The sequence below is a fragment of the Bacillus sp. FSL K6-2869 genome (assembly GCF_040869405.1).
GTDB classification, from domain to species: domain Bacteria; phylum Bacillota; class Bacilli; order Bacillales; family Bacillaceae; genus Bacillus; species Bacillus altitudinis.
Window position 1 is genome coordinate 1,384,002 of the sequence record NZ_CP152035.1, and the last position, 17,326, is coordinate 1,401,327.

Below are 17,326 nucleotides of genomic sequence, written 5' to 3' on the forward strand. Positions count from 1 at the left end.
AAATAAAATTAAGTATAGCATGATTTTTGATGAATCTCCCATATGGTGTATGGAGGGGAAATCATGATATGATAGATGGATAATGAATGAATAGTCATTCAAAACACACAAAGGGGGAGAACAAATGACGAAGCAAACAGTGATTGTCACAGGAGGATCAAGCGGAATGGGAAAGGCGATGGCGACTCATTTGGCACTCGGGGGCTGGAATGTTGTGATTACTGGAAGAACAGAAGAGACCCTTGAAACAACGGCAAATGAAATCAAACAGCAAGGTGGTTCGATCGCTTATTTTCCAATGGACGTGCGACATCCAGAAGATGCTGATCAAATGGTGAAGTTTGCGGTAGATACATTTGGTGATGTGGATGCACTTATTAATAACGCGGCAGGCAACTTTTTAGTTCCAGCAGAAAAACTGTCTCCTAACGGCTGGAAAGCGGTCATTGATATTGTGCTAAATGGCACCTTTTTTTGCAGCCATGCAGTGGGCAACTATTGGATTCGTCAAAAGAAAAGCGGAAGTATGATCAACATGGTCGCCACATATGCATGGGGGGCTGGTGTTGGTGTAGCGCATTCAGCAGCCGCAAAAGCAGGCGTACTATCACTTACCCGAACGCTTGCAGTCGAATGGGGAAAGCAATATCGGATTCGCGTAAATGCCATTGCGCCGGGGCCCATTGAAAGAACAGGTGGTGCAGATAAACTGTGGGAATCAGAAGAGGCTGCCCAAAGAACATTAGATAGTGTTCCGCTCGGTAGACTTGGCACACCAGAAGAAATTGCAGAACTTGCGAGTTTCTTATTATCTGAGCATGCATCTTATATGAATGGAGATTGTATCACGATGGATGGGGGGCAATGGCTCAACCAATCACCATTTTGAATGACCGTGTAAGACCTGCTTTTGATATGGTATAATCACACAAAGAGAGAAGCAGGTGATGAAAATGGTCGATCCATTGGATATTTTAACGAATATTGAAGATGTTTTCCCGCACTATCAAGCGATCTTCAGTGCGGAGGAACAAAAAGTGATAGGCTATGAGATTCTTGGAAGAATGAAGCTTGAGTCGGGAACAGTTAGTCTAGGCTCCTTCTTTACGGATTCATCTATTCCTGACGAATATAAATTGGAAGTAGATCACAAAGTATTAAGTCAAGCGCTTGATCTCTTCACGACCGCAGATGAAGATTTGCTCATCTTTATTAATCATGATGCGAATGTCCTCATGCTTGATCATGGCGAAAGTTTTTTAGAACTTTTAAAAGAATATGAAGCAAGGGGTATTCAGCTTAACCGGTTTGTCATTGAAATTACTGAACATACGTTTAGCGGCGACATTGAACAGCTTTACCATACGTTAACGTATTATCGTACATATGGGATCAAAATCGCCGTATCTAATATAGGAAAAGAAAGCAGCAATCTTGACCGGATTGCTCTGCTTTCACCTGATCTATTAAAAATAGATCTTCAGGCTTTAAGAGCTTCGTCTCCATCTCCTTCCTATGAATATGTGTTATACAGCATTTCACTTCTTGCAAGAAAAATAGGAGCGGCTTTAATCTATGAAGACATTGAAGCGAATTTTCAGCTGCAGTATGCATGGAGAAATGGCGGAAGATATTTTCAAGGCTTCTACCTTCACGAGCCTGCGGCAGAATTAATTGACCGTAACAAACGAAAAGAGCAGCTTAAAGAAGAATTTCAACAATTCATTGCCCATGAGAAAAAGAAACTCCAAGCTGTCTATGAACATTCTGAAACCTTTTATAAGCGAATTCATCAAGCCGTCAGTACGTTAAAAAAATCATGCAGCACAAATGATGAACTTATACAAAAGCTGGCACTTGAACTAACCGATTGCAGCTTTCGCATTTATATGTGTAATGAAGAAGGGTTTCAAATCACTGGAAACGTATTTAAGAAAGAGAAAGAATGGCTGTTTCAGCCAGAGTATATAGAGAAAAACTGGAGCTGGCGCCCTTATTTTCTAGCAAATATTCTTCAAATGAGAATTAGCGGAAAAGGATTTTTCAGCGATATCTACAGTGATTTAGAAACTGGAGAACGAATACGTACGTTTTCTTATCCGTTAGAGGGAGACGTGTATTTGTTTGTAGATCTTCCGTATGCTTATCTGTATGAGCAGGAAGGATTAATTTAAAAGCAGCCGTCATGGCTGTTTTTTTATTAGAAAAAAGGTAGAAAAAATGGTTGACAATGAAACTGATAATCATTATCATTTAGTTATAGAGAGAAGCTACTCTCTGTTCCCCAACCCCTCTATCAGATCAAGATCCAAAAAACTTGGCGCTACCCCCGCCAAGTTTTTTTTGTGCGCCAATCATTCCCTTCATGCATAGGACATCCCAATTCATCCATACACCTTAAATGATGATAGTTAGACAGTAGGAGGGAAAAGTCATGATCAAACGTGACAAGCGGCTGCTGATTGATTTACCAATGCCAGATCACCCAGATGCAAATGGTGCAGCGGCTGTGCAAGAATTACTCGGCGGAAAATTTGGTGAAATGTCCACATTAAATAACTACATGTTTCAATCGTTTAACTTTAGAGGGAAACGAAAGCTCAAACCATTTTATGATCTTGTATCAAGTATTACAGCTGAAGAATTCGGTCATGTAGAGCTTGTGACAACTGCAGTCAATCTCATGATTACGGGAACCACCCATGGGGGCGATCCAGATACGACCCCAATGAAAGCGGCTGTTGATAAACGAAATACGCAGCATTTTATCCAAACGGCACAAACAGGCTATCCGTTTGACTCCATGGCAAAGCCGTGGACAGGTGAGAATGTGTTCTCAAGTGGTAATCTGATTCTGGATCTTCTTCATAACTTCTTCCTAGAGTGCGGAGCTCGTACGCATAAAATGCGCGTATATGAAATGACGGATCACCCTACGGCAAGAGAAATGATCGGTTATTTACTTGTCAGAGGCGGCGTTCATGTTGTGGCGTATGCAAAAGCCCTTGAGGTAGCGACAGGGGTAGATGTTGGGAAGATGCTGCCAATTCCAAATCTCGACAATAAATACTTTGACTCTGCAAGAAAGTTTGAAGATCAGAATATTCATACAAAACTGTATACATTTAGTGATACGGATTATAAGGATATCAATCAAATTTGGAAAGGAAACCATCCGATTGATGGAAAGCCGCTGACAGTTATTGAGGGCACGCCAAAAGGTGCACCCGTGCCAGATTATAGAGATTTGCCGGAAGAGTTTGCTCCAGGTATTTCAAAAGAAGATTTTGACGAAATTGCGAAACGCCTGATGAGATCGGCCGGTTTATAAAAAACAAGATGCATGAGAAAAGAAAAAAGACTCAAAATAAAAAAACAGATTCTTTTTCTTTTTTTGAATTCAAGAGGAAAAATATCATCTGAGAACACTTTATGGTATGATGCTTTGTAGGACTTGTGTATAATCAATACGGGTTCATCTTGAGTTGTTTTTTTGAAAGGAGTCTTTTTTTAGAATGTCACAATTAATGGGTATCATTACAAGGCTGCAAAGTCTTCAAGAGACAGCAGAAGCTGCAAACGAGCCGGCACAGCGTTATTTCGAAGTGAACGGTGAGAAAATCTGTAGTGTTAAGTATTTCGAAAAGAATCAAACGTTTGAATTGACTGTTTTTCAACAAGGGGATAAGCCAAACACTTTCCCATTTGACAACATTGATATGATTTCGATTGAGATTTTTGAGCTTCTACAATCCTAAGCTGAATCGTATGAAATGTTTTTTCTAAGAATTCCTTCGTTGATTGCGGAAGCATACAATTCATAAGTGATGAACTAATGGAAGATGATCATTCAGTGCAATATTCGGATAAGAGACCATTAAAAAGGAGTTCCTTTCTGTGAGTGATTCTTTTTTCTTTAATCTTTCTGAAGAGCATTTAGCGTTTTCTGATGTTGTCATGAGAATGAAAGACTTTATTCAAAAAGACCCGAGATCTGTTTATGTACTATCAATTGGTACGGACTCTCAGGTCAATCAGAATGTCACAAGATTTATGACTGCAATTCATCTTCACCGGATCGGCAAAGGAGCTTGGGGCTGTCTCACGCAGCAAGTGTTGAATCGGCCTGTACAAAGTCTTAGAGAAAAAATTTCATTAGAGACAGCGTTTAGCCAAAAGGTATGTGCAGACATCCTTGAGGGACCTTTAACAGAACTGATGGATTTGCTTCTTCCGTTTGCTGAGGAAGGGGCAGACCTTCGTTTTGAAGTCCATCTAGATATTGGCAAAAAAGGAAGTACAAAAGAGCTGATCCAGGAAATGACCGGAATGATCACAGCCATGGGAATTGAAGCAAAAATAAAACCCGACTCATACGCAGCATTTTGCTACGCCAATCGATACACAAAATAAATTCCGTCATTTTTCTCCAAACGTTGTCGAAACGTGCGGTTGACGATTCGATTCTAGTTCCTTATTCTAGCTGTATAGAGAGGAAGCAGACATTCAAACGCCTGCTAATCAATATAAAAGCATATATGAAACAGGGGGCCTGATGTTGAATGAGCGTCATCGAAAATCGTTTTAATGAAGAAGAGAAAAAGCTATTATTAAACGTATTACTGAATCAGGAATATGCTGTCGAATTACTAAGCAGTGAGATCAATGATATAGAATGTGGAACAAAAAATGTCGACGACAATACGTATAAGAAATTGATCACATTGTATGACAGAGTGAGGTTTGAGAATTAATATCGATTGAACATTCTATTAGATACTCTACGCTGAGTATCTTTTTTATGCAGAAAAAAATCTTTCGACAAAATTCGTTTTAGTTTATGCTTAATATTAAAGGGGAATGTATGATTGATGATTGAGAGAAAAGGGGTCGAAGAAACATGATAGAGATAGAACCGGCTCAATTACTTGAGTCAACAGTAGCTGAGCATATGATTGATGCAGATAAAGTGGCACACGTTCAAATTGGAAATAATCTTGAGCACGCCCTATTGGTCCTGACAAAAACAGGATATACAGCCATACCTGTTCTGGATGCTTCTTATCACCTTCATGGGTTAATTGGAACAAATATGATCATGGATAAAATCTTTGGCTTAGAACGAATTGAATTTGAAAAGCTCGACCAATTGAAGGTAGAAGAGGTCATGCTATCAGATATTCCAAGACTGAAAACGACGGATCCTGTTTTAAAAGGCGTTCACGCTGTGACGAATAATGGATTTGTTTGTGTGGAAAATGAAGAGCAAGTATTCGAAGGAATTTTCACTCGGCGTGTTGTATTAAAGCGCTTAAATGAAGTCATTCATTCCGCAAAAAAATGAGCTGTAGCCCAGCTTATTTTTTTTGCCTTCATAAGCTATTATTTATATAATGACTATATAAAATAAGAAAAACTTATCAAGAGAAGGAGGGCGCCCATGCAGCTTCAAGAGTTACATATGCTTGTTGTACTTAGTGAGGAATTGAATATGAGAAAGGCTTCAGAGCGGCTCTTTGTCTCTCAGCCTGCCTTATCTCAAAGACTGCAAACGATTGAAAAAGAGTGGGGAACCAAAATCTTTTTTCGTTCACAAAAAGGCTTGACAGTCACTTCAGCTGGCGAACAGATTATTCAATTCGCCAAAGAGGTCACGACTGAGCAGGATCGAGTGCGAGAGAGAATTGATGAGCTTGAAGGAGAAATTCACGGTACACTCAAGCTTGCAGTTGCGTCCATTATTGGTCAGCACTGGCTGCCAAAGGTGCTGAAGCGGTATGTCGAGAAATACCCAAATGCCAAAGTATCTCTTGTGACAGGCTGGAGCAGTGAGATGCTTAAAAGTCTGTATGAAGACCATGTCCATATTGGCATCATTCGCGGGAATCCTGATTGGAAGGGCACAAAGGAATACTTAATGACCGATCATTTATATTTAGTCGATTCTGTCATCAAGGACGTGGATGAGTTAATTGAGACAGAACGCCCGTTTATTCAATTTAAAAGTGATAGCACCTATTATCAAGAAATTCAGCACTGGTGGCATCAAAAGTTTAAAGTGTCGCCAAAACAGACGATTCTTGTGGACCAGATTGAGACATGTAAACAAATGGCCTATCACGGTATCGGCTACGCCATTTTGCCTTCGGTCACCTTATATGATCATGAGAAAAGTGTACACAAAACCCCGCTCGTAGACGCAAATGGAGAGCAAATCGGACGTGACACGTGGCTGTTAGGATATGAAGCCTCTTTTCAGTTAAAACAAGTTCAAGCATTTGTTGGTGTGGTGAAAGAAATGCTTGAAAGTGAGGCAGTGTAAGTACTTATGGAAGAGGAGGTGCTTTTTAGGATAAGTGGTTTGATTAGGTTTCTAATAGATTTACCTGTTTCATACTGAAAAAGCAGAAAGCTGGAAGAAATGATGAGAAATCAACAAAAAAAGAAGATGGATATACCGAAGTGGGGAACTTATTTACGCGAGAGATGGCGTGGACGTTTTGCAAGTCATCTTTCTTTAGAAGAACAAAAAGAGATTGGGATGGATGGTTTCCTATGGCACTTATGCAGCTGGGGAAAAGTTGAATGCCTTGAAAAAGAGGCAGCGATAAACGCCTTTCATCAGCAATCAAAGCATACATGTACTATTTTTTATCAATTTACTCAAGAAGCGTATCTGTTTGAAAACGCCGATGACCTGTCAGTGAAGGAACTGCCGTATACAGACGGACACATGGACTATAGCGATCTGTATGTCATGGATTGGGAAGAAAATTGGACATTTGTGATGACGCACGAATCCGATTGCGGTCCATATTTTATTCAGAAATAAAAAAACGAGTGACATAGGGTCACGATCAATTAGAGCCGCCTTCCAATTGGAATGAGCGGTTTTTTGATGTACGTCATGTTTATTTTGAACAGCACCTTTTCATAAAACATTTGACAATGAAAATCATTATCATTTAAAGTGTACATATAATAATTGAAAATGATTATCATTTAGATGAGGTGACCAATAGATGAAAGCACTAATTGCATTTGCGAGTATGTCTGGCAATACGGAAGACATGGCAGCGATCTTAAAACAAACGCTTGAAGGAAAAGGGATAGAGACAGAGATGATGGAATTTGACGACACAAGTGCAGAAGATCTTTCTTCATACGATTATGTCATGATCGGCTCTTATACATGGGGTGACGGTGATTTACCTTATGAAGCTGAAGATTTTTATGAAGAGGTCTCAGCACTTGAACTTAGTCACATCAAAGCGGCGGTATTTGGATCAGGCGATTACAGTTATCCGAAGTTTTGCGAGGCTGTTCATACCTTTCATGACATGCTGAAATCGACAGGTGCATCCGTATTTCCTGAAACATTGAAAATGGAACTTGCGCCAGATACAGATGAAGATGTGGCGTGCTGTGAGGAGTTTGCAACAAGCTTTTTAACGTGGGCATCATTGTCTGAGAAAAGAGTTGAAAATCATGTTTCATAAAGGTGCGACAGCTGTTGCTGCGTCTAAAAGTGGCGGCTACTTTGTTGCTGTCAAACGAGAAGGTATTTTTCATTACAGTGTGGAGGGCGGATGGCAGCAGCTTTTTAAGCTCAAGCATAAAATCCACGCTATCAGTTATATTGGTCCGTATTTGTTCGGAGTTGGTGAAAATGGAACTGTCATACGATCAGGAGATGAGGGCCACACATGGGCGCTATCATCTTTTCCAACAAATGCAGTTGTTTGGTCTATTACAGGACGCAAAGATGGGTTTGTATGCGCACATGGAAAGCATAGTATTTATGTGTCAACCGATTTCGGAATTTCCTGGGAAATTATGAAGCCGTTTGCTCATGTGAATCAGCCCCCTGTGATTCGTTCATTATGTGTAGCCGGTGATTATCTTTATATTGGAACGCAGATTCATGAGGTGCATGGAGGAATATGGGTGTATGACTTGCAAAGTGAACAGATTTTTCTCCTAAACAGAGAAGAGCACCGAATGACTGCTTCTATGCTGCTTTGCAGGGAACACCTCCTTGTCTGTGCGTTGGGCTCTAAAAAAGGGAAAAGAGGGTCTGTTCAAATTTTAGACTTACATACAAATATGCTGCATGATATTCAATCACAAGCTTTTGCGCGAGAGGAATCATTTTTGGATGTGTCAGAGGATAACGGCATTGTGTACGTGACCACCTCACAGGACGAGCATGGATTTTCTAAGGTGTATCAGCTTGATATAGAGCAAAAAGAGCTCAAGTGGTTTGATACGATCAAAGGGCACGGTTTTCGTGTCGCCAATCAAAAGGAGAATTTTTTCTGTGCGGGTTTATATGAAAGTAAGTTTGTCAGGCCTTATGAGGAACCTGCACTGATTCATTAATAAGGAGGAAGAAAAAGTGACGAAAAAAGTTTTATTGGTGTATGCCACAATGTCAGGAAATACAGAAGCAATGGCTGATTTAATCGAAAAAGGATTAAAGGAAGCTGGGGCTAGCGTGGACCGGCATGAAGCGATGGATATTGATGCTGAACTTCTTCATGATTACTCGCACATTCTGTTAGGTGCATATACTTGGGGAGATGGTGATCTTCCAGATGATTTTATTGATCTATATGAAGAAATGGAAGAGCTTGATTTGACGGGTAAAGCATTTGCTGTATTCGGTTCTGGAGATACATCTTATGAACATTTTTGTGGAGCTGTGGATTTAATTGAAGAAAAAGTGAAGGAGCTGGGCGGTGATATCGTCCTACCATCCATCAAAATAGAGCTGAATCCAGAAGGAAACGAGGAAGAGGAATTGATTTCTTTTGGGAGACAATTTGTTCATCTTCACCAGCAAGAAGCGGGATAAAGAGGCCCGCTTGTTTTATTTGCCAAGGCGCAGACAATTCTTTCACTTGTCATTAAAACTCTCCTTTGGTACAGTAATGAAGTATAAATTAAGAGGAGGACATACATACATGAAACAAATGGACGCTAATGAAATTATTTCATTTATTCAAAATAGTACAAAATCAACACCTGTTAAAGTCTACATTAAAGGGGACTTAGAAGGTATTGAATTTGGTGAACATGCAAAAACATTTATCACAGGTAACACTGGTGTTGTCTTCGGTGAGTGGAGCGAAATTCAAGAAGCTCTAGCATCAAACAAAGACAAAATTGAAGATGTTGTCGTGGAAAATGACCGTCGTAACTCTGCGATTCCTATGTTGGATTTGAAAAACATCAAAGCACGTATTGAGCCAGGTGCAATCATTCGTGATCAAGTGGAAATTGGCGATAATGCAGTCATCATGATGGGTGCTTCTATTAATATCGGTTCAGTCATCGGTGAAGGTACGATGATTGATATGAACGTTGTTCTTGGCGGCCGTGCGACAGTAGGTAAGAACTGTCATATCGGTGCGGGATCTGTTCTTGCAGGTGTTATTGAGCCGCCTTCTGCTAAGCCAGTTGTAGTAGAAGATGATGTTGTCATCGGTGCAAACGCTGTTGTTTTAGAAGGTGTAACAATTGGAAAAGGTGCAGTTGTAGCAGCTGGAGCGATCGTTGTGAACGATGTCGAGCCTTACACGGTTGTAGCAGGTACACCTGCAAAGAAAATCAAAGACATTGATGAAAAAACAAAAGGTAAAACTGAAATCAAACAAGAACTGCGTCAGCTTTAATTGACACAATTCGCAGCTGAAGACATAGACGTGGATGATATATCCACGTCTTATTCGTATAGAGGAAAGGAAGCGAGTTCACTTGTTAAATCGTGAGCAATTAATATCCATTCGAAGAGATTTGCACCAAATTCCTGAGCTTGGTTTTAAGGAATTTAAAACACAAGCTTACCTCATCAAGCATCTCGAATCGTACCCAACAGATCGAATCGAGATGGAAACATGGCGGACTGGACTTTTTGTGAAAGTAAAAGGGACAAATCCTACGCGCGTCTTTGCGTATCGTGCAGATATGGACGGATTATCTATCCCTGAAGAAACGGGCTACCCATTTCAATCGGTACATGAAGGCCACATGCATGCATGTGGACATGATCTTCATATGACCATTGCTCTTGGTATCATTGATCATTTCGTGCATCAGCCAATCAAAGAAGATCTGCTATTTATTTTCCAACCGGCAGAAGAAGGGCCAGGCGGAGCTGAACCAATGCTTGCAAGTGATGTTCTAAAAAAGTGGACGCCAGACTTTATTACAGCGCTGCATATTGCACCTGAATATCCAGTCGGCACGATTGCAACAAAGCCGGGCCTATTATTTGCTAATACGAGTGAGCTTGTGATCGATCTTGAAGGAAAAGGCGGGCATGCCGCATACCCTCATTTAGCAAATGATATGGTGGTGGCTGCAAGTGCACTAGTAGGGCAGCTGCAATCGGTGATTTCACGAAATGTGGACCCTCTTGATAGTGCCGTCATTACAGTTGGCACGATTACAGGTGGCACTGCTCAAAATATCATTGCGCAGCACGCAAAGCTGGATGGAACCATTCGCACGCTCTCGCCAGAGTCTATGGAAAAGGTGAGAAAACGAATTGAAGCACTGGCAAAGGGAATTGAAATTGGCTACGAATGCAAGGCGACAGTTCGATACCCTTCAGCTTATTACGAAGTGGACAATTCAAAGGATTTGACAGAGGAATTTATGTCATATGTAGCCGAAGAAGGGCTTGCGAATGTCATTGAATGCAGAGAAGCGATGACAGGAGAAGATTTCGGCTACATGCTGAAAAAATACCCTGGGTTCATGTTTTGGTTAGGGGTAGATTCAGAATATGGACTGCACCATGCCAAGCTGACTCCTGACGAAAATGCGATTGAAACAGCTGTGAACGTCATGACGGCTTATTTTAAAAAGCAAGCAGGTGAATGAATAATCAAATGACCTCCTGTACACCTTATGTACAGGAGGTGTTCTTGATTATGACAAGAATTGGTGTAGAACCATCTTTATCCGATGTAGAAGAGCTTTTGAAGCAAAAAGGGTATGATGTCGTACGTATTCAAAATGAACAGCAAATGGATCAGTGTGACTGCTATGTGGTCACAGGACTAGATTCAAATGTTCTTGGCATTTCAGACACAACGACAAAGGCATCTGTCATTACAGCGTCAGGTATGACGGCTGATGAAATTTGTCAAGAAGTAGAACAGCGTGTTCAATAAAACAAACAAAAGAACCAGGATATTATGATCCTGGTTCTTTTTGCTCTTTGGCTAGATCGAGTGCTGCTTTCATTTTTTTGCGCAGAATTCGTTCGACACGCCACTGCTCCATCGTTTCAGTTTTTGCAATGATACGAAGGACGAGGGATGAGGAGTCAAATGATTCCACTCCAACGACTTGAGGACCTTCGATGATTTGCGGCATGCTCTCACGAACTTCATCACAGGCTGCTTGCAAAGTGGTGATCATCTGATCCACATTTTCATCTGGGGATAATTCGATATCAACGAGTGCCTGCATCGTCCCTCGTGAATGATTGCTTACATTAAGTATACTTCGGTTTGGAATGAAATGAAGAGTGCCATCAAAGCTTCTAAGCTGTGTTGTTCTCAGTCCAATTTGTTCAACGATCCCATCGAAACCAGCAACCGTTATATACTCGCCGACATCAAATTGTTTTTCCAGCAGTATGAAGAAGCCTGTCACAATATCACTCACTAATCCCTGAGCGCCAAATCCAATGGCAAGTCCTACAACACCTGCCCCAGCCAGCAAGGCGGTTGGGTTATAATGAAATAAGTCGAGGATCATCACAACTAGAATAAAAATCAGCAAGTAGGCGAAAATATTTAAGGTAAGACTTTGCAGCGTTTGAGCTCGTGATAAAGAGACATCATGCTTTTCAGAGAATGCTGAATAGGCACGCTTAATCATCTTATTTCCAATCGCTCTGATGATAAAATAAATCACAAAAATAGCAATGAGTTTTAGCAAAATCATACTGATATTCATGATGATGGAAACCCAATCTACTTGTTCAAGTGCTTTCATGATCTTCAAAACCTTTCTATGTATGTGCGAAATGAGAAGCTAATCATTTGTTCCCTTATGCAAGTCATGTTAAACTTTTAATAGTTGGAGCGAGAGATTGTGACAAATCGTTAATTAAATTTATTATTAATTAATATTGACTAAAAATCGCTTAAGTATTATAATTATATTTGTGAAGTTATTAACTAAATGAGAATTTAACCTATTGATTCTCATTTTATATACAGCTAAGAAGTCTGTATAAAGATATTATTTTTGGAGGGATTTACATATGGCAGAGCGTTTTGTAGGAAAACAAGCTCCACGTTTTGAAATGGAAGCAGTACTTGCTAATAAGGAATTTGGTAAAGTGAGTTTAGAGGAAAACATCAAAAATGACAAATGGACAGTTCTTTTCTTCTATCCAATGGATTTCACTTTTGTTTGTCCAACTGAAATTACAGCAATGAGCGATCGTTATGATGAGTTTGAAGATTTAGATGCAGAAATCATTGGTGTATCTACTGATACAATCCATACGCATCTTGCTTGGATCAACACAGATCGTAAAGACAATGGTCTTGGAGAATTAAAATACCCACTAGCTGCTGACACAAACCACACAGTATCTAGAGAATACGGTGTTTTAATTGAAGAAGAAGGAATTGCACTTCGTGGTCTATTCATCATTAACCCAGAAGGCGAACTTCAATATCAAACAGTATTCCACAACAATATCGGTCGTGATGTAGATGAGACACTACGTGTTCTTCAAGCATTACAAACTGGTGGACTTTGCCCAGCGAACTGGAAGCCTGGTCAAAAAACACTTTAATTGATAGTTGAAGAAACAGTCTAACTGATGTTAGACCTTCAGATTGTTGACAAAGGGCTAAAATGTTGTTTATTTTAGCCCTTTGTCTTCTTTTCAGCGTGATAGAAAACCTTTGCAGCCCTAGGAAGGACGAGAACTGGCGCGAAGCGAATGTGACATTCGTGAGCACCAGCACGCAGGACTGACAAAGAATGCGAGGGTTTGTCTACATGCTGGGGTCTAACTGATGTTAGACCTTTTTGTTTCGAGACATACAATGGATGGAGGCGCTTCAAAATGAAATTACGTCAACCAATGCCAGAACTAACTGGTGCAAAAGAATGGTTAAATGGAGAAGTAACAAGAGAAGAATTAATTGGTGATAAACCAACATTGATCCACTTCTGGTCAGTTAGCTGTCACCTTTGTAAAGAGGCGATGCCGCAAGTGAACCAATTCCGTGATGAATACAAGGATCAACTAAACGTGATCGCAGTTCACATGCCACGTTCAGAGGATGACCTAGATCTAGAAAAAATCAAAGAGGTTGCAAATGAGCATGAAATCACACAGCCAATCTTTGTAGACAGCGACCATAAATTAACAGAAGCCTTTGAGAACGAATATGTACCAGCTTACTATGTATTCGATAAAACAGGTGCTTTACGCCACTTCCAAGCTGGCGGAAGCGGTATGAAAATGCTTGAAAAACGTGTCAATCGAGTTCTTTCTGAGTCTGAAAAGGCTGCAGAATAGGCTTTACCCCCATGAATGGGGGTTTTTTCATGGGGAAAAATAGGAGACATATTGCACTGGATGAATATGATTGTAGGTGGAATGCCTAAGAAAAGAGAAAATGAGGGATTTCATTAAAAAAATTTCCTGAAACAAAAAGGTATTATGACCTATTTACATTTTTATTTTGAAATGAAAATGTAAAGATTTTAACTTTTTACTATTCAGAACGTTTTTGCACAAAAGAAATTTCAGTTTGGTAAATAACTATATAAATCAAGTAGTATAAGCATTTATTCAAAATTTTTACAATATTTTAAAGGTGGTCAAAAGCCTATAGTGGCAATGAAATGGGTGCCGATTTTTCTTCTTTGGCAAAATTTTAGTTGGAAATACCTATCTGATAGCAAACTGTAAAATGATAAAAAAATAGTTGATAAAATTAGTTTTCTAATCTAATATTTACTATAGAATATTTTTTATATGATGAGGGGGAAATCCATTGTTTAATGAGAGGGAAGCGTTACGTTTACGATTGGAACAATTAAACGAAGCAGAAGTAAAGGTCATCCGTGAATATCAAATTGAACGAGATGCGATTTACGCAAAACTAAGAGAATTAGACCGTCAAGGTACAGGTCTCGTCACAGATACAAAAAAAGAAGTGCGTACAGAGAGAAAAACAGATTCACTGCCTGTATTAGCTGAACTGGCTGCACAAGAAATGAGAAGCTACAATCAGCCTGCGCAAACGCAGTCAAACGTTACATCATCTTTAGGAACAGGTCAGCTAAATGGTGCACCTGTAGGTATTCCTGAAGGATCTACAAGACGCAGAAGAGGCACAGCTAGACCTGGATCAAAGGCAGCTAAGCTTCGTGAAGCTGCAATCAAAACATTAAAGCGTCATAATGCGGCGATTAAAAGCTCTGAACTTCAAAAAGAGATTGAAAAAGAGAGCGGTCTTGAAATTCCAAATATGACAACGTTTATGCAAAGCTTAATTAAAATGTACCCAGAAGTGAAGAAACCTTATCGCGGACAGTATATTTTAGAAGGCGACATTCAAACAGAAGACGAATAAATAAAAAAGAAACTGCTGGGCGTAAATGCCAGCAGTTTTTTCTTGCGTACGTGATGAACTGATCACTTTTTTTGATCAACTGTATAGACAATCTTTCGTTCTTTGGGCATGTTGTCGCGCTGTTTTTTAAATCCATCGATCTTCACTGTCATGACCTCTCCACTCCGCTGCACCGCATCAACTTTTGCCTGGAGCGCTTCTACTTGTTCGTTTAGTTTCTTCAAAATCGGTCCTATTTCTTCGGTTGTTTGCAAAATAGGGTCTTGTGAGAACGGCTCGGCATTTGTTTGGGCTGACTGGTCGATATCAGCAAAATGAGAAGCGATCCATTCCTCGCTTTCGGCTAACTGTTTTTGGTAGCTCGTGAGCATTTCATAAAAAATGGCTTCTTTTGCTTTTTCGATTTGCAGTAATTTTTCTTGTGTTTCATAAAAACGCTCCTGTAGATGCCGCACGCCTTCTTGTAATAAATGAAGCTCTGCGTTTTTATCACCTAGAGTTTGCTGCAGTTTTTCAATCACAGCGGATAAAGTATTTCCTTTTTTCTCCTCTTTTGCAAGCTGTTTATCTTGGTCTAGTAATCGCTCCTGTAGTTGCTGAGACATTTCCTTATATTTTACAACCTTCAAATGCAATCGGTGCTTTTCCTCTGTTTCTTTTCGTCTATGATAGGTTTCCTTTTGCAGCATTTCATGAAGAAGGACGATTTTATGTAATAATTCCGATTTGCTATAAGAGAGCTCCTGTATTTTAGATGATGCTTCGTCTTGATCAATGGTCATTTCATCCAATTGTTGTTTTAATTGCGTGAAATCCTTTTTCATCTCATGATATTCTTGAGACAGCTTCTTGTTTTTAGCATACGTATACGTGGACTGTAAATCTGAAATCATCTGTTGATATTTGGCCGTTTCAGCTTTTAAAAATAGATTCTCTTGAGACAGATCATGGAATAGGGGAGAAGCATGGCGCCGGTTCATAGGTAGACCCTCCTTATTCATGTTATCAATAAAGTATGCGAAATGAGTGCGATTAGAACAACCATATCAAAGGGGATGAGATTTATGAGAATAGTGAATGTGATACTAGCCGGAGGTGCTTCTAGGCGTTTTGGAGAGCCAAAGGCAAGTCATGTCTATCAGGGGAAACCACTATATGAACATGTGAAAGAGCAACTTTTGAAAGGGGAAACCATCATCATCAGTCACCCGAAGCTTCTGCCTTTTTTCAAAGCAAGAGGGGAACAAGCTGTTTGGTTAGATGATGAACAGGTGCGTGGGTATGGCCCGCTTGCAGGCATATATACCGCTATGCAAAAGCAAGAAGCAGAGTGGTACTTAGTGACGGCATGTGATATGCCATTCATACGAAAAGAGACAGCCGTCGCTTTATCTTCTTATTGCCATGAGCATGTAGATGCTGTGGTCCCGATGGTGCAGGAAAGATTACAGCCGTTATTTGCGCTTTATCACCGCCGCAGTCTTCCGTTTATTTCTGCGTGCTTAAAAGAGAATCAATTAGCTATTAAAGACTTATTACAAAAACTTCACGTCCAGGTTGTTCCAGCCGACGAACTGAACGTGGCACCAAATGAATTTCACAATATCAATAAAAGAAGCGATTTACCTGAAAACGGTATGATATGATACATAAAAACGAGGAGGAGAGAACAATATTGAACGAGCGATATTCAAGGCAAATCTTGTTCCCTCCGGTAGGGGAAAAAGGGCAGTCTGCGCTTGCCGAAAGTCATGTCCTTATTGTTGGAGCTGGTGCACTTGGAACAGCGTCTGCTGAAGGGCTTGTCCGTTCAGGAATTGGTACTTTGACGATTGTAGATCGTGATTATGTGGAATTCTCAAATTTACAGCGGCAGCAGCTGTACACTGAACACGATGCAAAGATGCATGTGCCAAAAGCGGCAGCAGCTAAAAAACGTCTCCAAGAGATCAATCATGAAGTGACCATTCACGCTCTTATTGAAGATGCAGGAGTAGAGCTGTTAAGACCTTTATTCCGAAAGGCAGATATCGTCATTGATGCGACTGATAATTTTGAGACAAGAATGGTGATGAATGACTTATCCTTAGAAACAAATACGCCTTGGATTTACGGTGCCTGTGTGAGCAGTCAGGGAATGTATATGACCATTTTGCCGGGCAAAACACCTTGCTTATCATGTGTATTTACCTCAGTGCCTGTTGGGGGTTTGACATGTGATACAGCTGGTATTATTTCTCCTGCTGTCCAAATGGTGTCGGCTTATCAGCAAACAGAGGCATTAAAATATTTAACAGGGCATGAAGAGCAAATGGAGCGAAAGTTTGTCACGTTTGATTTGTGGCAGTCGTCTTCGTTTAAAATGGATGTATCTCGTACGAAGCAGGAGAGCTGTCCTTCTTGCGGCACAAATAGAACGTATCCATATTTACAGGAACAGCGCAAAAAAACAGCGGTTCTTTGCGGACGTGACACCGTTCAAATCATATCGAAGGATTTAGAAAACCTTTCATTTCAGCATGTAAAAGAGCGTCTGTCCTCTATTTGTGAGGTGGAAGTGAACGATTTTTTAATTCATATACGCTATGAAAGACACCGTATCGTTTGTTTTAAAGGAGGACGTGTATTAATCCATGGGACAAATGATGAAAAAGTAGCCAATTCATTACTAGCAAGACTGCTAGGCATATAGGAGTGAG

Annotated in this window: 22 protein-coding genes; 20 read left to right on the forward strand and 2 right to left on the reverse strand. The window is 40.2% G+C overall.

The genetic code is table 11. The features are described from left to right. Positions 1-124 precede the first annotated feature (124 nt). The 15 genes from fadH (at position 125) to MHI58_RS07135 (ending at position 11,183) form a co-directional block, all read left to right on the forward strand. Positions 125-889: a 2,4-dienoyl-CoA reductase gene (gene fadH, locus MHI58_RS07065; RefSeq protein ID WP_041507378.1), complete on the forward strand. Its 765-nt coding sequence runs from the start codon at positions 125-127 to the stop codon at positions 887-889. A 64-nt stretch (positions 890-953) separates the two neighbouring features. Further along, positions 954-2,174, forward strand: a complete 1,221-nt coding sequence (locus tag MHI58_RS07070; protein WP_045034295.1) for an EAL-associated domain-containing protein — start codon at positions 954-956, stop codon at positions 2,172-2,174. Positions 2,175-2,434: 260 nt separating this feature from the next. Beyond that, entirely contained in the window at positions 2,435-3,331 is an 897-nt protein-coding gene (locus MHI58_RS07075) for a manganese catalase family protein (RefSeq protein WP_019743902.1), read from the forward strand. Positions 3,332-3,515: 184 nt separating this feature from the next. Further along, positions 3,516-3,758, forward strand: a complete 243-nt coding sequence (locus tag MHI58_RS07080) for a YkuJ family protein (protein WP_003212254.1) — start codon at positions 3,516-3,518, stop codon at positions 3,756-3,758. 139 nt (positions 3,759-3,897) lie between these two features. Beyond that, positions 3,898-4,413: a ribonuclease H-like YkuK family protein gene (locus tag MHI58_RS07085; RefSeq protein ID WP_024719568.1), complete on the forward strand. Its 516-nt coding sequence runs from the start codon at positions 3,898-3,900 to the stop codon at positions 4,411-4,413. A gap of 149 nt (positions 4,414-4,562) precedes the next feature. After that, on the forward strand, positions 4,563-4,754 hold the full coding sequence (gene abbA, locus MHI58_RS07090; RefSeq protein WP_008347999.1) for an antirepressor AbbA: 192 nt from the start codon (positions 4,563-4,565) through the stop codon (positions 4,752-4,754). 146 nt (positions 4,755-4,900) lie between these two features. After that, a complete protein-coding gene (gene cbpB, locus MHI58_RS07095) occupies positions 4,901-5,344 on the forward strand; it encodes a cyclic-di-AMP-binding protein CbpB (RefSeq protein WP_007498671.1) in 444 nt (147 codons plus the stop codon). 96 nt (positions 5,345-5,440) lie between these two features. Beyond that, the gene (locus MHI58_RS07100) at positions 5,441-6,322 is read left to right on the forward strand and encodes a LysR family transcriptional regulator (RefSeq protein WP_039168691.1); all 882 of its coding nucleotides are present in this window, start codon (positions 5,441-5,443) and stop codon (positions 6,320-6,322) included. A 102-nt stretch (positions 6,323-6,424) separates the two neighbouring features. Beyond that, complete coding sequence (locus MHI58_RS07105) at positions 6,425-6,832, forward strand: DUF4275 family protein (RefSeq protein ID WP_045034209.1); 408 nt, start codon at positions 6,425-6,427, stop codon at positions 6,830-6,832. A gap of 190 nt (positions 6,833-7,022) precedes the next feature. Then, positions 7,023-7,499: a flavodoxin gene (locus MHI58_RS07110; protein WP_008347992.1), complete on the forward strand. Its 477-nt coding sequence runs from the start codon at positions 7,023-7,025 to the stop codon at positions 7,497-7,499. After that, on the forward strand, positions 7,489-8,382 hold the full coding sequence (locus MHI58_RS07115; RefSeq protein WP_045034210.1) for a hypothetical protein: 894 nt from the start codon (positions 7,489-7,491) through the stop codon (positions 8,380-8,382). Before MHI58_RS07110 ends, MHI58_RS07115 begins: the two co-directional genes overlap by 11 nt. 16 nt (positions 8,383-8,398) lie before the next feature. After that, entirely contained in the window at positions 8,399-8,857 is a 459-nt protein-coding gene (locus MHI58_RS07120) for a flavodoxin (RefSeq protein ID WP_008347989.1), read from the forward strand. Positions 8,858-8,966: 109 nt separating this feature from the next. Further along, complete coding sequence (dapD, locus tag MHI58_RS07125; RefSeq protein WP_008347987.1) at positions 8,967-9,677, forward strand: 2,3,4,5-tetrahydropyridine-2,6-dicarboxylate N-acetyltransferase; 711 nt, start codon at positions 8,967-8,969, stop codon at positions 9,675-9,677. Positions 9,678-9,711: 34 nt separating this feature from the next. Continuing rightward, the gene (locus MHI58_RS07130; RefSeq protein ID WP_045034211.1) at positions 9,712-10,890 is read left to right on the forward strand and encodes an N-acetyldiaminopimelate deacetylase; all 1,179 of its coding nucleotides are present in this window, start codon (positions 9,712-9,714) and stop codon (positions 10,888-10,890) included. 50 nt (positions 10,891-10,940) lie between these two features. Beyond that, the gene (locus MHI58_RS07135) at positions 10,941-11,183 is read left to right on the forward strand and encodes a YkuS family protein (RefSeq protein WP_003211408.1); all 243 of its coding nucleotides are present in this window, start codon (positions 10,941-10,943) and stop codon (positions 11,181-11,183) included. A gap of 22 nt (positions 11,184-11,205) precedes the next feature. Here the strand turns inward: MHI58_RS07135 and MHI58_RS07140 are convergent, their stop codons facing one another. After that, positions 11,206-12,015: a mechanosensitive ion channel family protein gene (locus tag MHI58_RS07140; protein ID WP_045034212.1), complete on the reverse strand. Its 810-nt coding sequence runs from the start codon at positions 12,013-12,015 to the stop codon at positions 11,206-11,208. 271 nt (positions 12,016-12,286) lie between these two features. Here MHI58_RS07140 and ahpA point away from each other — a divergent pair, with 271 nt between their 5' ends. The 3 genes from ahpA (at position 12,287) to MHI58_RS07155 (ending at position 14,627) form a co-directional block, all read left to right on the forward strand. Beyond that, complete coding sequence (ahpA, locus tag MHI58_RS07145; RefSeq protein WP_007498654.1) at positions 12,287-12,829, forward strand: biofilm-specific peroxidase AhpA; 543 nt, start codon at positions 12,287-12,289, stop codon at positions 12,827-12,829. A gap of 276 nt (positions 12,830-13,105) precedes the next feature. Continuing rightward, entirely contained in the window at positions 13,106-13,564 is a 459-nt protein-coding gene (locus tag MHI58_RS07150) for a TlpA disulfide reductase family protein (RefSeq protein WP_008345174.1), read from the forward strand. 481 nt (positions 13,565-14,045) lie between these two features. Beyond that, positions 14,046-14,627 carry a hypothetical protein gene (locus tag MHI58_RS07155; RefSeq protein ID WP_007498648.1) on the forward strand — a complete coding sequence of 194 codons (582 nt, stop codon included), beginning with the start codon at positions 14,046-14,048 and terminating at the stop codon, positions 14,625-14,627. Positions 14,628-14,689: 62 nt separating this feature from the next. On the opposite strand, the gene MHI58_RS07160 is transcribed toward MHI58_RS07155, so the two are convergent. Further along, positions 14,690-15,607: a hypothetical protein gene (locus MHI58_RS07160; RefSeq protein ID WP_045034213.1), complete on the reverse strand. Its 918-nt coding sequence runs from the start codon at positions 15,605-15,607 to the stop codon at positions 14,690-14,692. An 84-nt stretch (positions 15,608-15,691) separates the two neighbouring features. Between MHI58_RS07160 and MHI58_RS07165 the strand changes: the two genes are divergently transcribed. Then, positions 15,692-16,273, forward strand: coding sequence for a molybdenum cofactor guanylyltransferase (locus MHI58_RS07165; protein ID WP_019743805.1), 582 nt, complete (start codon positions 15,692-15,694; stop codon positions 16,271-16,273). A gap of 29 nt (positions 16,274-16,302) precedes the next feature. Continuing rightward, on the forward strand, positions 16,303-17,319 hold the full coding sequence (locus tag MHI58_RS07170; RefSeq protein WP_045034214.1) for a thiazole biosynthesis adenylyltransferase ThiF: 1,017 nt from the start codon (positions 16,303-16,305) through the stop codon (positions 17,317-17,319). The last annotated feature ends 7 nt before the right edge of the window (positions 17,320-17,326 follow it).

Bases quoted from the DNA above. Each gene is read 5' to 3' on its own strand.
- MHI58_RS07075 (WP_019743902.1), top strand. From the start codon at position 2,435: ATGATCAAACGTGACAAGCGGCTGCTGATTGATTTACCAATGCCAGAT.
- MHI58_RS07100 (WP_039168691.1), top strand. From the start codon at position 5,441: ATGCAGCTTCAAGAGTTACATATGCTTGTTGTACTTAGTGAGGAATTG.
- MHI58_RS07070 (WP_045034295.1), top strand. From the start codon at position 954: ATGGTCGATCCATTGGATATTTTAACGAATATTGAAGATGTTTTCCCG.
- MHI58_RS07080 (WP_003212254.1), top strand. From the start codon at position 3,516: ATGTCACAATTAATGGGTATCATTACAAGGCTGCAAAGTCTTCAAGAG.
- MHI58_RS07135 (WP_003211408.1), top strand. From the start codon at position 10,941: ATGACAAGAATTGGTGTAGAACCATCTTTATCCGATGTAGAAGAGCTT.
- MHI58_RS07130 (WP_045034211.1), top strand. From the start codon at position 9,712: ATGATATATCCACGTCTTATTCGTATAGAGGAAAGGAAGCGAGTTCAC.
- ahpA (WP_007498654.1), top strand. From the start codon at position 12,287: ATGGCAGAGCGTTTTGTAGGAAAACAAGCTCCACGTTTTGAAATGGAA.
- MHI58_RS07115 (WP_045034210.1), top strand. From the start codon at position 7,489: ATGTTTCATAAAGGTGCGACAGCTGTTGCTGCGTCTAAAAGTGGCGGC.
- MHI58_RS07105 (WP_045034209.1), top strand. From the start codon at position 6,425: ATGAGAAATCAACAAAAAAAGAAGATGGATATACCGAAGTGGGGAACT.
- MHI58_RS07150 (WP_008345174.1), top strand. From the start codon at position 13,106: ATGAAATTACGTCAACCAATGCCAGAACTAACTGGTGCAAAAGAATGG.
- cbpB (WP_007498671.1), top strand. From the start codon at position 4,901: ATGATAGAGATAGAACCGGCTCAATTACTTGAGTCAACAGTAGCTGAG.
- dapD (WP_008347987.1), top strand. From the start codon at position 8,967: ATGAAACAAATGGACGCTAATGAAATTATTTCATTTATTCAAAATAGT.
- MHI58_RS07140 (WP_045034212.1), bottom strand. From the start codon at position 12,015: ATGAAAGCACTTGAACAAGTAGATTGGGTTTCCATCATCATGAATATC.
- fadH (WP_041507378.1), top strand. From the start codon at position 125: ATGACGAAGCAAACAGTGATTGTCACAGGAGGATCAAGCGGAATGGGA.
- MHI58_RS07160 (WP_045034213.1), bottom strand. From the start codon at position 15,607: ATGAACCGGCGCCATGCTTCTCCCCTATTCCATGATCTGTCTCAAGAG.
- MHI58_RS07165 (WP_019743805.1), top strand. From the start codon at position 15,692: ATGAGAATAGTGAATGTGATACTAGCCGGAGGTGCTTCTAGGCGTTTT.
- abbA (WP_008347999.1), top strand. From the start codon at position 4,563: ATGAGCGTCATCGAAAATCGTTTTAATGAAGAAGAGAAAAAGCTATTA.
- MHI58_RS07110 (WP_008347992.1), top strand. From the start codon at position 7,023: ATGAAAGCACTAATTGCATTTGCGAGTATGTCTGGCAATACGGAAGAC.